A 13614-nucleotide genomic window follows, 5' to 3' on the forward strand; every position below is an offset into this window, starting at 1 on the left:
GTCCATCATCCGATCTTGAGCTTCATCGTGACCGTAGTGCCCTTGCCCAGCTCAGTCTGGATGTCCAGCTCATCGGAATAGCGCTTCATGTTGGGCAGACCCATGCCCGCGCCGAAGCCCAGGCTCCGCACGTCAGGACCAGCGGTGGAGAAGCCCTCCTCCATGGCCTTGGCCACGTCGGGGATGCCGGGACCATGGTCCACCATCTTCAGGGTGATCTGGTCCATAGTGACCTCCACCTCGGCCTGACCGCCGTCAGCGTGGATGACCATGTTGATCTCGCCCTCGTACATACAGATCGCGGCCTTGCGGATCACATCCGAAGGCAGGCCCAGCTTCTTCAGGGTCATCTTCATCTTGCTGGAGGCCTCGCCGGCCTCGATGAAGTCGCCCCCGTCCACCGGGTAAACGAGTTTTATCGGCTCCATGTATCAATACCCCCTCAAGCCGTTGGCATAGAGCTTGCCGCAGGCGGTATACAGCCGTTCGTTGGATGTCATGACGACGATGCCGCACTGGGAAGCCAGCTGGATGATGTCCTCATCCGGGCGCTTGCCCCGCACGAAGACGATGCACTTGATGTCTGTCATCTCCGCAGTGCGGATTACCTGTACATTGACCATACCGGTCAAGAGCAGGTTCTGGCTGTGGACATAGGCCAGAACATCGCTCAGGAAGTCGCTGCCGCAGGCGGAGCTGACTTCTTCATCCAGCCGGTCCTCGCCGCACAGGACGACTGCGTCGAGAACTTCCTTGACCTGACTCAGTTGCATAAGTAGACCTCCAATTCTCCCTATCACGACATCCCGGCAGGATTCATCATATTTTTCCGGGACGCGGAACCAAAAGTAAACTTCTGATTCTAGACACTGGATATTTTAACATCCATCCGCCCGGGTGTAAAGATTTTCTTAGTGTACGGTATCAGAAAAATATACCTGTCATCGGCAGGCGCCCTTCGGCGGAAGGCCGGAGGACGTCTGTGCACGAGGCAGAGCGGGCGCAGAGGGAGGATCAGTCCTCCACCACGGCGGCACAGCGGTCGCACAGCTCCGCGTGGTGGCCCTCGGTGCCGATATGGGTGTCATGGTTCCAGCAGCGGGGGCACTTGGGGCCCTCGGCAGGAGCGACCTGCACGGACAGGCCCTCGAACTCCTCGCCGGCATGGCCCTGAGCCTCGCCCTGACGGACGGTCACGGCGGACACGATGCAGACGGCGGCCAGATCCGCCTCGTCCAGACCCATGCCCTGGAAGGTCTTCCAGGCGTCGGCGGAGAAGGTCAGGGTCAGGGCGGCGTCGGTGCTCTTCTTGATGCCCTGCTCGCCGCGGGCCAGCTCCAGCGCCTTGTTCACGTCGTCCCGCAGGGCCATGACCTTGGCCCACTTGGCGGTCTCCTCGTCGGAGAGGGCCCGGTCGGCCTGCCAGTCGGGCATATCGTTCAGGACCACGCTCTCGGCGTCATCCGCGGCAGTGTGGGGCATAGCGGCCCAGATCTCATCGCTGGTGAAGGCCAGGATGGGGGCCACCAGACGGGTCATGCCGTCCAGGATCGTATACAGGGCGGTCTGGGCGGAGCGGCGCTGGAGGTCGGTGCCGCAGTACAGCCGGTCCTTGATCACGTCCAGATAGAAGTTGGACATCTCCACCACGCAGAAGTTGTAGATGGCCCGGTAGGCGGCGTGGAACTCATACCGGTCATAGGCGGCCCGGACGTTCTTGGCCAGCTCGTTGAGCTGGGCCACGGCCCAGCGGTCCAGCTCGGCCATGTCCTCCCGCGCAACGGGGCGGTCGGGATCGAAGCCCGCCAGGTTGCCCAGCATATAGCGGGCGGTGTTGCGGATCTTCAGATAGGCCTGGCTCAGCTGCTTCAGGATCTCAGGGGAGATGCGCATATCCTGAGTGTAGTCGGCGGAGGACACCCACAGGCGGAGCATATCGGCGCCGTAGTCCTTGATGACCTCATCGGGGGAAACGGCGTTGCCCAGAGACTTATGCATGGCCTTGCCCTCGCCGTCCACGGTCCAGCCGTGGGTGACGATCTGCTTGTAGGGGGCCACGCCGTTGGTGGCGATGGAGGTCAGCATGGAGGACTGGAACCAGCCCCGGTACTGATCGCCGCCCTCCAGATACAGGTCGGCGGGATAGTGCAGATAGGGGCGCTGGGCCGCCACGGCCGCCCAGGTGGAGCCGGAGTCGAACCACACGTCCATGATGTCGGTCTCCTTGGAGAAGTGCGCATGGCCGCACTTGGGGCACACGAAGCCCTCCGGCAGGAGGTCCTTGGGCTCCCGGTCGAACCACACGTTGGAGCCGTGCTCCCGGAAGAGCGCCGCGATATGGGCGATGGTCTCAGGAGTCACGATGTCCGCGCCGCAGTCGTCGCAGTAGAAGATGGGGATGGGCACGCCCCAGACGCGCTGGCGGCTGATGCACCAGTCGCTGCGCTCGCTGATCATGGAGATCATGCGCTCCTTGCCCCAGGCGGGGTGCCACTGGATGCCGTCGCAGGAGTCCACGGCGGCCTTCTTGATGGCGTCCACGGAGCAGAACCACTGCTCCGTGGCCCGGAAGATGATGGGGTGCTTACAGCGCCAGCAGTGGGGATAGGAGTGGGTGATCTGCTCCTTGGCCAGGAGGAAGCCCTCCTTCTCCAGATCCTCTACCACCATGTCGTTGCCCTTGGCGTAGAACTGACCGTTGTAACGCTCGTCGGTCATGACGCCCTTGGCGTTGACGGGCACGGGCACGCCGATGTTGGTCAGGCCGGCCTTGTCATACTGGCGGCAGATCTGGAAGTCCTCGGCGCCGAAGCCGGGGGCGGTGTGGACGCAGCCGGAGCCGGCGTCCAAAGTGACATGCTCGCCGTTGAGGATGACGCTCTCCCGGTCAAAGAGGGGGTGCTTGGCGGTCATCAGCTCGAACTCACTGCCCTTCATGGTGGCCAGCACCTTGCAGGAAGCGTAGTCGATATGGGCGGCCTTGCACACGGCCTCCGCCAGGTCCTTGGCCAGGATATACACATCGCCGCAGGGCTCCTGGAGGAGCACATAGTCGAAGTCGGCGTTCAGGCAGATGGCGTAGTTGCCGGGGATGGTCCAGGGGGTGGTGGTCCAGATCACGAAGTAGGTCCGGGACAGGTTGGCGAACTGACCCAGTTTGCCCTTGTCGTCCTTCACGGGGAACTTGACGAAGATGGTGGTACAGGGGTCGTCCGCATACTCGATCTCGGCCTCAGCCAGAGCGGTCTGGTCATGGGGGCACCAGTACACGGGCTTCATGCCCTTGTAGATGAGGCCCTTCTCGGCCATCTTGCCGAACACCTCGATCTGATGGGCCTCGAACTCAGGCTTCAGGGTGATATAGGGGTCCTCCCACTCGCCCAGCACGCCCAGGCGCTGGAACTGGCCCGTCATCTTCTGGATATAGCCCTCGGCGTACTCCCGGCACTTGTTTCGGAACTCGGCGGTGGTCATCTCCTCACGATGGACCTTCTTGTCCTTCAGCACGGCGGACTCGATGGGCAGGCCGTGGGTGTCCCAGCCAGGGACATAGGGAGCCTGGAAGCCGGTCATGTTCTTGGACTTGACGATGATGTCCTTCAGGATCTTGTTGAGGGCGGTGCCGATGTGGATGTTGCCATTGGCGTACGGAGGGCCGTCATGGAGGACGAAGCGGGGCTTTCCGTCGTTGCGGTCCACCATCTTGTGGTACAGGTCCTTGTCATAGAAAGCCTTCAGCATATCGGGCTCCCGCTTGGGCAGGGCCGCCCGCATAGGGAAATCGGTCTGGGGCAGATGCACGGTCTTGTTATAGTCCATGGGTCATTTTCTCCTTTTGTGATATGGGGGTCGTTCGTTCCGCACGATAAAAACAGCGCCTCCGTCTCCTGTGAAACACAAGAGACAAAGGCGCTGACCTCTGCGGTACCACTCTTCTTGCCGCGCGGCGCGGCCACTCGTCCCCACGGCGATGCCATGGGAGGGCGGATAACGGCCGCCAGCCGTCCCCGCTTACTGTTGGTTCAGCGGGCCGCTCCAAGGTGATCTTCCCGACTCCGTTCCCACCGCCTCGCACCAGACCGGCGGCTCTCTGTGCAGGTGTGGAGAGGGTACTTTTCCTTTTCCGCGCGTTTTCCTGTATGTGAAAGCATTTTATCCGCTTTCGCCTCCATTGTCAAGAGGCCGATCGAAAAAGCGGCCGCAGGGGAGGGATATCGGCGGTCCAGGAACTGGCCGCGGCCTTCTTCCCAGCGCCGATCCGCATAGGGAGCAGAGTTTATAAAATTTATTATTCGTACTATCTTGAGCGCAAAAGGGGGGACGCTCTGAAGCAGAACGTCCCCCGCTCTCGAACGATCCGTTTCGAGAGGTGTGTATCCGATCCGCGGCGCGGTCAGCGCAGCTCGTAATCCTTGCCGAATTGCAGGTTGGAGAAGTCGATCCGCCGGGTGGGGGCGGTGTCGTCCTCGTCCTCGGCGGCGGGCGCCGGCGCCGGCGTCTGGGCCGGAGCGGCCGTCTGGCCGGCGGGGCCCACCAGCTCGGCATACAGCCCGCCCTTGGTGTCGGGCAGACGGGCAGTGTCGCCCTCGTCGGCGGCGGCCCCCAGGCTCTCCTTCTGGACGGCCTCCTCCACCCCGTGCTCCACAGCGTCGGCGGTGGCCTCCACCTTGTCCGGAGCGGGAGCGGCGGCCGTCAGACTGCTCAGGCCGCTGAGATATTCCATCTCATGGCGGTAGAGCTCCTGGAGCTTGGCCACATAGGCGGCAGTAGACTGGCGGGCGGCGTTCAGGCGGGCCTCCTCATTGGCCAGCTCCTGCTGGATCTGGCTCCGGCGGGTCTGGAGGCCGCTCTCAACGTCCTGGAGGAGCGACTTCTTCTTCTCCTCCGCCTCGGCCACGATCTCGTCCGCCATCCGCTGGGCGGTGAGAAGGGCCTTGCGCATGGCGTCCTCAGTAGAGCGGTATTCCTCCACCTTGTCCACCAGGACCTTCATCTTGCTCTTGAGCACGGCGTTCTCCTTGTAAAGGGCCGTGTAATCCTCGGTGAGCTGGTCCAGGAACTCGTCCACCATGGCCATATTGTAACCGCCGAAGGATGCCTTGGCGAATGCGTGCTCAGAGACTTCCTGAGGAGTCAGCATACTAAAACCCCATTTCTCTCGTTATTGATGGGACGACGATCAGAAATAGAGCCCGTTGTTCTCCAGCTCGTCGATCAGATCGCCCAGGATATCCACGTTGTAGGGCGTGATGATATAAGTAGACAGGGCCACCTTCTTGATCTTGCCCTCGTTGGCATAGGCCACGCCGGACAGGAAGTCCAGCAGGCGGCGGGCGATATCCTTATTGGTCTGCTCCAGATTGAGGACCACGGTGCGCTTCTCCCGCAGGTGGTCCGCGATCTCGGCGGCGTTCTCGAAGCGGTCGGGCTTCACCAGCACCACCTGGAGCTGGGTGGTGGTATGGATGTTGACCACCTTGTTGCTCCGGCGCTCGGGCTCCAGACTGAACGAGCCGCTCTCCTTCCGGGCAGGCTTGCTGGCGCGCTCCCGGTCACTGGGGGCGTCGTTCTGGCCGTCGCCGAAGCCGTCGTCATAACCGTCGTCCAGCTCCTCTTCGTCTTCATAGGGACGGGCCAGACGCTTGAGATCGTCGATGAATCCCATGATATCCTACCTCCTGGATCTCTTTGATGTATCAGTATACGGCCCGCCGTCGATCCGGCCGGCCCTCAGGAGGCAGATCGCCTCCGCTGCCGCTCATGCCTTGGGCTGTCCCATAGGGGGCCGGGGGCCGAACAGGGCGGTGCCCACCCGCACCAGGGTGGCGCCCTCCCGGACCGCGTCCTCATAGTCACGGCTCATGCCCATGGAGAGACAGTCGATGTCGGTCTTATTATCGTCCAATTTTGCCTTTATGTCAACAAAAAGCTGACGCATTTCGGCAAAAAACGGGCGATTCGCGCCTTCTGTCTCCGCAACAGGAGGGATCGCCATCAGGCCGCGCAGACGCACATGGGGCAGGGAGACGGCCTTCTCCGCCAGCGTGGGGACCTCCGCCGGGGCGATGCCGCTCTTGCTCTCCTCGCCGCCCACGTTGACCTCGATCAGGATGTCCTGGACCACGCCGGTCTTAGCGGCCTGGGCCTCGATGGCGTCCAGCAGATGCTCCGAGCCCACAGACTCGATCAGGTCCACCTTGCCAACCACGAACTTGAGCTTGTTGGTCTGGAGGTGGCCGATGAAATGGAGCTTGGCTCCGGCATAGGCGTCGTCGGCCAGATGGGCGGTCATCTCCTGCACCCGGTTCTCGCCGCAGATGGACACACCGGCGGCGATGGCCGCCCGGATGGTGTCCGAGGTCTGGACCTTGGTGGCGGCCACAAGCGTGATCTCACCGGGGTCCCGGCCCGCTTCCCGGGCCGCCGCCGCGATGTTCTCCTCCACCTTCTGGATGTTTTCTGCCAATGACATGATGAAGCACCTCTGTTTCTCTATCTGTCTGGGACCGGTCGTCCCCTTCACTGGATCACTTTTCCATCGAACAGGTCTCTGCCCTTCACGATCACCTGATCGCCGGAGCGCAGAGCCTTCTTGTCGTTTCGGGCACTGCCGGTGGTGACGGCCCGCACCACGCAGTAGCCGTCCCGCTGGTCCAGCACCTCGACCTGCTTGAACTCAGCCTGGATGCCCACCACGGCATAGACGCCGGTGATCTGGACCTCTCTGCTCCGGCCGGTCTCCTGATCCGTCTCGGCGCGCTGCTCCGTACGGATGGCCTCCACCGGCACCCGGATGCCGCTGGTGCTGCTGAACACCAGGTCCACCGTCTGCTTCCGCAGGAGGGTCGTGTCGGACAGGAACCGGTCGGAGGATAGGATCGCCACCACCCGGCCGTCCTGGGGGGCGCCGATCCGCTCCACCCGCATCTCCACCGTCCCGGACCAGTCCCGGGAGAACTGGACGGAGACCTTTTTCCCCTCCGTCAGCTCTCCGGCCTCCTCTTCCGAGAGGGCGCAGACGAATTCCCAGGTAGAGTTGGTGATGAGCTTGCCAACGGCGGTCCCATCGCTCTGGGGCGGCCGGCTGAGCAGCTGGTCCAGAGCCGCGGGCGTCAGGCTCTCCAGCATATCGGGCGTCACCAGGGACTCGAAGCCGTCGGTGACGCCGGAGAAGATCCCCGGCCGGTCCACGGTGATGGAAGCGGTGTCCGCCCCCGCCTGTGCCTGGAGGGCGGAGATCTGGCTCGTCAGGTCCTGGATCCGGGCCTGCATCTCGGCCTCGGTGGAGGTCCCCGACCTGTCCGTCTGTCCGAAGGCGTCGGCCCGCTGATAGATGAGGCTCTTGAGCTTCAGCGTCTGGTCCTCCAGCCGGGTCAGGTCCTCCGACGCGGCCGAAGCCCGCAGGCTGGTGATGGCGTCCACGATCTCGCCGCTGAGGCGGGCGTTGTCGCTGAGGTCCGCGCTCTGGCTCAGGGCGTACTGGAGCTGGTCCCGCTCCGTCTGGAGGCTCTGGAGCTGGCTCCGGCGGTCGGCGGCGGCAGAACTGCTGTACAGCACCGCTACCGTGGCCCCTCTGGCCACCTTCTCCCCCTCGCTGTAACGCTGGTCCACCACTGCGCCGGTGCCCTGGATGACCTGTTCCTGCCGGACCAGCAGTCCGGTGGCGCTCATGGAGTCATCCACGGTACAGGCGTAGGCCGTGGTGGTGACGAACGGGTCGTTCAAGCTGTCCCAGATGTACGCTCCCAGATAGATGAGCAGCGCTCCGGCGAGCACCAGCATCAAGATCCGGTTGAGGACGGGTCCCTGTTTCATAGGCTTCCTTTCCATGCGGGCGGAGCGGGGGCGGCGGGGTCAGCTCTCCTGGCCCGCCGCCGGGCGGAGGTCCACCGGCCGCTCCGGCATGATAGTCGAGATCGCGTGTTTGTAGATGACCTGCTGGCGTCCCTCACTGGACACCACCACCACGAAGGCGTCGTATCCCACGATCTGCCCCCGGATCTGGTAGCCGTTCATGAGGAACAGGGTCACGTTGGCCCGGCTGGCCCGGGCACGGAGGAGGAAGAGCTCCTGGAGGTCGTTGGTCTTTTTCATAGTGCGCTCCTTTTCTGTCTAGGGGCCTGCGGGACAGGCCCGGGATGGCACTATGATATCCCATGTTTCCCAAATTTCCCCGTGAGATCGGTCGAATGAGGCGGTCAGGCCCGCTTGAACTGCTTCTCCAGCTGGCCTCGGGTCAGCTCGATGGCCACCGGACGGCCGTGGGGGCAGTACTTGACCTGGCCCCGCATGACGGCCTCGGCCACCCGGAGGAGCTCATTTTGGTCGTTCTTCTGGCCGCCCTTGATGGCGGCCTTGCAGGCCATGGTGTGCATCAGCTCGTCCCGGGCGGCCTCCGGGTCGGCCCGGCCGGTAGTGAGGAGCCTCCCCGCCAGCTCGGACAGGGTGGACTCGATGTCTCCGGTGTCCAAATAGTCCGGGCACTGCCGGACGATCAGGGCCCCTCCGCCGAAGTCCTCCGCCTCGAAGCCGAAGCGGTCCAGCACATCCAGGCTCTGAAGGAGGACGGCCCCCTCCTCGGCAGGGGGCGTGAACACCACCGGTGCCAGCAGGACCTGCCGCATGGGCGTATAGCCTGTGGCCTTGAGCCGGTCGAAGTTCATCCGCTCGTGGGCGGCGTGCTTGTCGATCAGCAGGACCCGGTCCTCCTGCTCTACGACGATGTAGGTGTCGAAGAGCTCTCCCGCGATCCGCCAGTCCGGCACAGACGGCTCCGGCTCCGCCGGGGCTTGGGGGGACGGGGCGGGCACGGGCGGCCGTCCTGCCGGGGTCTCCGCCGCTTTGGGCGACTCCTGGGCCGGCGCGGGCTCCCGGACGGCCGGGACAGCCGTCTCCTCCGGCGTCGGACGGGCAGACGGGGTGCGGAGCAGCTCCGGCGGATGGGCCTCCCCATGCTCCGGCCCTGGCCCGGAACGCGCTTTGGACGGCCGCTCCGGCGCCGCCGGGGCAGGAGTCATCCGCGGAGCGGTATAGTCGTGGAGGGGCAGACGGTCCATCCGCTCCGGGGCGGAGCGGATCCGATCCAGCGCCGACAGCCCCGGCCGGACCGGCTGTTTCTTCGGCGCGGCGGAGGCGGCGGACTGGGCCCCCATGGTCCGGTACTGCTCCGCCGTCATGGTCTGGGATCTGGTCTGGTCCGGCGTCACGGAGTCGTGGGGGCGGGGCTTCTCCAACACCGCGGCCGGGCGGGTCCGGTCCCCCTCCAGGGCGGACTTGACGGCGTAGTACACCGCGTCGAACACCTTGCGCTCACTGCCGAACTTGACCTCCTGCTTGGTGGGGTGGACGTTCACATCCACAGCATTGAGCCGGGTGGTCAGGTGGAGGACGCAGCCGGGGAACTTGCCCACCATCTTCTGATTGGCATAGGCCTCCTCCAGCGCCGCCATCATGGTCCGGGACTTCACATACCGGCCGTTGACGAAGAAGTGCTGATAGCCTCTGGTGCCCCGGCAGCAGGTGGGGAGGGAGGCGAAGCCGCTCACCGACATCTCCTCGCCGGAGCCCTTCACGGGCAGGAGGCCCAGAGCCATATCCCGGCCCAGTACGGCGTAGACGGCGCTCTTGAGCTGACCGTCACCTGGGGTGAGGAGCTCCTGCTTCCCGTCCCGCAGGAAGCGGACGCTCACTTCCGGGTGGGAGAGGGCCTGCCGCTGGACGGCGGCGAACACCGCCGCCCCCTCGGCAGAGTCCTTCTTCATGAACTTCAGCCGGGCGGGGGTGTTGTAGAACAGGTCCCGGACCACCATCGTGGTGCCCTGGGGACAGCCGGCCTCTTCCCGTGAGATCGGCACACCTCCCGCCAGTTCCAGAGAGACGCCGGTGGTCTCCTCCGCCGTGCGGGTGAGCAGATCCACTCTGGACACCGCCGAGATGGCCGCCAGGGCCTCGCCCCGGAACCCCAGCGTACCGATGGCCTCCAGGTCGTACTCGCTTCGGATCTTACTGGTGGCATGGCGGAGGAAGGCGGTCTCAGCCTCGTCGGCGGCGATGCCGCAGCCGTCATCGGTGACCCGGATCAGGGTCATGCCGCCGTGCTGGATCTCCACCGTCACGCTGGAGGCGCCCGCGTCGATCGCGTTCTCCACCAGCTCCTTCACCACGGAGGCCGGGCGTTCCACCACCTCGCCGGCGGCGATCAGATCCGCCACATGGGCGTCCAGCGTTTGGATATGGGGCATCGTGCTTCACCAGACTTTCGATACATAGATAGAGAGGGGCCGCTCAGGCGGCGGAGAGGGTCCGGAGCAGGACCACGCCGTCGATCGTCCCGTGGAGCAGGACCGCCGCCCATACGGAGCGGCTCCGGTCACAGCACCAGGTGAGGGCCAGGCCCGCCGGGAGCCAGCGCATCGCCAGCAGGAGATACCGCAGATCGACCCGGCCGTAGGAGAACACTAGCTGCCACACGCAGTATAGGGCGAAGCCGCCGCCGGAGACCACATAGGCCAGGACCGGGCTCCAAGGCCGGACGAGGCGGAACAGGAATCCCCGGAACACGGTCTCCTCCACCAGCGGGATCAGCACCAGCAGGAGCATCAGCGTGGCGGCGGGGGACATGGTGAACTCCGCCGCCCAGCCCCAGGGAGTGGGGTCCTCCACCGGCAGAGGGATCCGGTCCAGGAGGAAGCCGAGCGCCTCCCAGACGCACAGGCCCGCCGCCAGGGTCCCCAGGCTCCGGGGCAGTCCGTCCAGCAGGACGTTGAAGTCCCGGAAGAGCGGAGCCCGGAGCAGGAGGAGGGCCGTCAGGCCCAGCAGGAGATAGTAGATCACGTTCAGCTCCGCCACCGGGGCCTCGCCCCCGATGGAGCGCTGGACCCGGGCCATGAGCAGAGGGAACAGGATGAAGTAGAGGACCAGCAGGATCCCGCCCCGGATCCGTTCCGGGCCGGTCAGCTCCTCCTGCCAGTCATGGCGTGGATACACGATGCGTGCCTCCTTCGGTCACTCACAGCTTCTGCTTGAGCTCATACAGCAGGTCCATGGCCTCGATGGGGGTCATGGTGTTCACGTCCACCTGCCTCAGACGGTCCAGGACCTGGGCCGCCCCCATGTCCATGAGGGAGACCTGATCCTCCGCCGGCGGGGCGACCGGGGCAGGGGCGGCGGGGCCGCCGCCGGCCTCCAGCTCCGCCAGGATGGTCCGGGCCCGGCGGATCACCCGGTCGGGGACCCCGGCCAGCTTGGCCACCTCGATGCCGTAGCTCTGGTCGGCGCCGCCCCGGACGATCTTCCGCAGGAAGAGGATGTCGTCCTTTTTCTTTTTGGCGGCGATGCTGTAATTCTTCACGCCGGGGAGCTCCCCCTCCAGCACGGTCAGCTCGTGGTAGTGGGTGGCGAAGAGGGTCTTGGCCCCCAGGCGCTTTTTGTCGGCGCAGTGCTCCAGCACCGCCCGGGCGATGGCCATGCCGTCATAGGTGCTGGTGCCCCGTCCGATCTCGTCCAGGATCAGCAGGCTCCGGCGGGTGGCGTTCTTCAACAGCTCAGCCACTTCCATCATCTCCACCATGAAGGTGGACTGTCCGGCGGACAGGTCGTCGCTGGCGCCGATCCGGGTGAACACCCGGTCCACCACGCCGATCCGGGCGTATTTAGCGGGGACGAAGGAGCCCATCTGGGCCATGAGGACGATCAGGGCCACCTGCCGCATATAGGTAGATTTGCCCGCCATGTTGGGGCCGGTGATGATCGCGGCCACCTCGCCGGAGCCGTCCATATGGGTGTCGTTGGGGACGAAGAGGCTCCCGGTGAGCATCTTCTCCACCACCGGGTGGCGGCCGTCCCGGATCTCGATCGTATCGGACAGGTCCACCTCCGGGCGGCAGTAGTTCCCCTCCTCGGCCACGGCGGCGAAGGAGACCAGCACGTCCACCTGGGCCGCGGCGGCGGCGGAGCGCTGGATGGCCCCCACCTGAGCGGCGGTCTTTTCCCGGATCTGGCAGAAGAGCTCGTATTCCAGGGCGCAGATCCGGTCCTGCGCCGTCAGGATGGTGTGCTCCATGTCCTTGAGCTCCTGGGTGATGTAGCGCTCGCAGTTCACCAGAGTCTGCTTGCGGATGTAGGTGTCCGGCACCTGATCGTAGTAGGACTTGGAGACCTCGATGTAGTAGCCGAACACCTTGTTGTAGCCCACCTTCAGGCCCTTGATCCCAGTCTTTTCCTTCTCCCGGGCCTCGATGGCGGCCACCATGTCCTTGCCGTTGACCATGATGTCCCGGAGGCGGTCCACCTCCGCGTCATAGCCGTCCCGGATGAAGCCGCCCTCCCGGACGGAGAACGGGGGATCGTCCTGGATCCCCCGGCCGATCAGGTCCCGGAGCTCCGGCAGATCGTCCAGCTCCTCCCTCAGGCTCTGGAGCAGGGGTGAGGACAGAGGGGCGATCAGCTCCCGCAGAGCGGGGAGCTTCCCCAGGCCCGCCGCCAGCGCGGCCAGGTCCCGGCCGCCGGCGGTGCCGTAGACGATGCGGCCGATCAGCCGCTCCAGATCGCCGATCTCCCGAAGGCAGAGGGCCAGCTCCTGCCGGGCGATGGGGTCCTTCACCAGAGCCTCCACCGCCCCCAGCCGGCGGCCGATCGCCGCAGGGGAGAGGAGGGGACGCTCCATCCAGGTCCGGATCAGGCGGCGGCCCATGGCGGTGCGGGTCTTGTCCAGCACCCACAGGAGGGAGCCCTTCTTCTCCTTGGCCCGGAGGGTCTCCGTGAGCTCCAGGTTCCGCCGGGCGGTCAGATCCAGCTCCATATACTGCCCGGTGGTGAACCAGTTCAGCGTGGACAGATGGGAGAGATCGGTCTTTTGGGTCTCATACAGGTAGGAGAGGAGCCCGCCCACCGCCTGCACTGCGTGGCTGTCCCCCTCCGGGAGCGTGTCCTCCCGGAACTGCTTCTGTACGGCGGAGCCGGCCACGTCGGGGCGGTAGCGGGCCTCGCCGCCGTTCTCACAGCGGCACTCCAGCCGTCCGGTCAGGAACTCCAGCAGGGCGGCGTCGCTGTACGCCCCATCGGAGAGGATGGCCTCCCGGGGGGAGAAGCGGCCCAGCTCGTTCTCCAGATGAGTCCGGGCGTCGGACCCGTGGAAGGAGGTGGCGGAGACCTCGCCGGTGGAGATGTCGCAGAAGCACAGGCCCATGCCCAGAGAGTCCTCATAGACGGAGCAAATGAAGTTGTTCTTCCCCTCGTCCAGCATGGAGGAGGAGATCACCGTACCAGGGGTGATGATGCGGATGATGTCCCGGTCCACCAGCCCCTTGGCGGCGGCGGGGTCCTCCATCTGCTCGCAGATGGCCACCTTGTACCCCTTGGCGATGAGGCGGGAGATATAGGCGTCGGCGGAGTGGTAGGGCACGCCGCACATGGGGGTGCGCTGGTCCTCCGGCTTGCCCCGGTCCCGGCTGGTGAGGGTGAGCTCCAGCTCCTTGGAGACCAGCTTCGCGTCCTCATTGAACATCTCATAGAAGTCGCCCAGCCGGAAGAAGAGGATGCAGTCCGGGTGGTCCTGCTTCATGGAGATGTACTGCCGCATCATAGGGGTGGTATCAGCTGGCATGGCGGTGGCTC

11 protein-coding genes and 1 other annotated feature are annotated in these 13614 nt (G+C 65.1%); all 11 genes read right to left on the reverse strand.

From position 1 onward, the window contains the following. Positions 1 to 5: 5 nt before the first annotated feature. Positions 6 to 428, reverse strand: a complete 423-nt coding sequence (locus KQI12_RS06395; protein WP_216571802.1) for an ATP-binding protein — start codon at positions 426 to 428, stop codon at positions 6 to 8. A 3-nt stretch (positions 429 to 431) separates the two neighbouring features. After that, complete coding sequence (locus tag KQI12_RS06400) at positions 432 to 773, reverse strand: DRTGG domain-containing protein (RefSeq protein ID WP_216571804.1); 342 nt, start codon at positions 771 to 773, stop codon at positions 432 to 434. A 241-nt stretch (positions 774 to 1014) separates the two neighbouring features. After that, positions 1015 to 3819, reverse strand: coding sequence for an isoleucine--tRNA ligase (gene ileS / locus KQI12_RS06405; RefSeq protein WP_216571806.1), 2805 nt, complete (start codon positions 3817 to 3819; stop codon positions 1015 to 1017). 77 nt (positions 3820 to 3896) lie between these two features. Continuing rightward, positions 3897 to 4135: a binding site (T-box leader), on the reverse strand. Between the two features lie 258 nt (positions 4136 to 4393). Further along, the gene (locus tag KQI12_RS06410; protein WP_216571808.1) at positions 4394 to 5140 is read right to left on the reverse strand and encodes a DivIVA domain-containing protein; all 747 of its coding nucleotides are present in this window, start codon (positions 5138 to 5140) and stop codon (positions 4394 to 4396) included. A gap of 39 nt (positions 5141 to 5179) precedes the next feature. Then, positions 5180 to 5665: a cell division protein SepF gene (locus KQI12_RS06415; RefSeq protein ID WP_216571810.1), complete on the reverse strand. Its 486-nt coding sequence runs from the start codon at positions 5663 to 5665 to the stop codon at positions 5180 to 5182. A gap of 93 nt (positions 5666 to 5758) precedes the next feature. Then, positions 5759 to 6472: a YggS family pyridoxal phosphate-dependent enzyme gene (locus KQI12_RS06420; protein WP_216571813.1), complete on the reverse strand. Its 714-nt coding sequence runs from the start codon at positions 6470 to 6472 to the stop codon at positions 5759 to 5761. Positions 6473 to 6519: 47 nt separating this feature from the next. Beyond that, on the reverse strand, positions 6520 to 7815 hold the full coding sequence (locus KQI12_RS06425) for an HlyD family efflux transporter periplasmic adaptor subunit (RefSeq protein ID WP_216571815.1): 1296 nt from the start codon (positions 7813 to 7815) through the stop codon (positions 6520 to 6522). A gap of 39 nt (positions 7816 to 7854) precedes the next feature. Next, positions 7855 to 8094: an RNA chaperone Hfq gene (gene hfq / locus KQI12_RS06430; RefSeq protein ID WP_216571816.1), complete on the reverse strand. Its 240-nt coding sequence runs from the start codon at positions 8092 to 8094 to the stop codon at positions 7855 to 7857. Between the two features lie 104 nt (positions 8095 to 8198). Then, complete coding sequence (gene mutL / locus KQI12_RS06435) at positions 8199 to 10241, reverse strand: DNA mismatch repair endonuclease MutL (protein ID WP_216571820.1); 2043 nt, start codon at positions 10239 to 10241, stop codon at positions 8199 to 8201. Between the two features lie 43 nt (positions 10242 to 10284). Then, positions 10285 to 10986 (reverse strand): CPBP family intramembrane glutamic endopeptidase, encoded by a 702-nt coding sequence (locus tag KQI12_RS12790; RefSeq protein ID WP_216571822.1) that lies wholly within the window; start codon positions 10984 to 10986, stop codon positions 10285 to 10287. A 22-nt stretch (positions 10987 to 11008) separates the two neighbouring features. Continuing rightward, entirely contained in the window at positions 11009 to 13603 is a 2595-nt protein-coding gene (gene mutS / locus KQI12_RS06445; protein ID WP_216571824.1) for a DNA mismatch repair protein MutS, read from the reverse strand. Positions 13604 to 13614 lie beyond the last annotated feature (11 nt).

Origin of the sequence: Pseudoflavonifractor sp. MSJ-37 (genome assembly GCF_018917965.1) — a bacterium.
Taxonomy (GTDB): domain Bacteria; phylum Bacillota; class Clostridia; order Oscillospirales; family Oscillospiraceae; genus Pseudoflavonifractor_A.

Excerpts from the sequence above, each read along its gene's own strand:
- KQI12_RS06395 (WP_216571802.1), bottom strand. The coding sequence starts at position 428 with ATGGAGCCGATAAAACTCGTTTACCCGGTGGACGGGGGCGACTTCATC.
- KQI12_RS06400 (WP_216571804.1), bottom strand. The coding sequence starts at position 773 with ATGCAACTGAGTCAGGTCAAGGAAGTTCTCGACGCAGTCGTCCTGTGC.
- ileS (WP_216571806.1), bottom strand. The coding sequence starts at position 3,819 with ATGGACTATAACAAGACCGTGCATCTGCCCCAGACCGATTTCCCTATG.
- KQI12_RS06410 (WP_216571808.1), bottom strand. The coding sequence starts at position 5,140 with ATGCTGACTCCTCAGGAAGTCTCTGAGCACGCATTCGCCAAGGCATCC.
- KQI12_RS06415 (WP_216571810.1), bottom strand. The coding sequence starts at position 5,665 with ATGGGATTCATCGACGATCTCAAGCGTCTGGCCCGTCCCTATGAAGAC.
- KQI12_RS06420 (WP_216571813.1), bottom strand. The coding sequence starts at position 6,472 with ATGTCATTGGCAGAAAACATCCAGAAGGTGGAGGAGAACATCGCGGCG.
- KQI12_RS06425 (WP_216571815.1), bottom strand. The coding sequence starts at position 7,815 with ATGAAACAGGGACCCGTCCTCAACCGGATCTTGATGCTGGTGCTCGCC.
- hfq (WP_216571816.1), bottom strand. The coding sequence starts at position 8,094 with ATGAAAAAGACCAACGACCTCCAGGAGCTCTTCCTCCTCCGTGCCCGG.
- mutL (WP_216571820.1), bottom strand. The coding sequence starts at position 10,241 with ATGCCCCATATCCAAACGCTGGACGCCCATGTGGCGGATCTGATCGCC.
- mutS (WP_216571824.1), bottom strand. The coding sequence starts at position 13,603 with ATGCCAGCTGATACCACCCCTATGATGCGGCAGTACATCTCCATGAAG.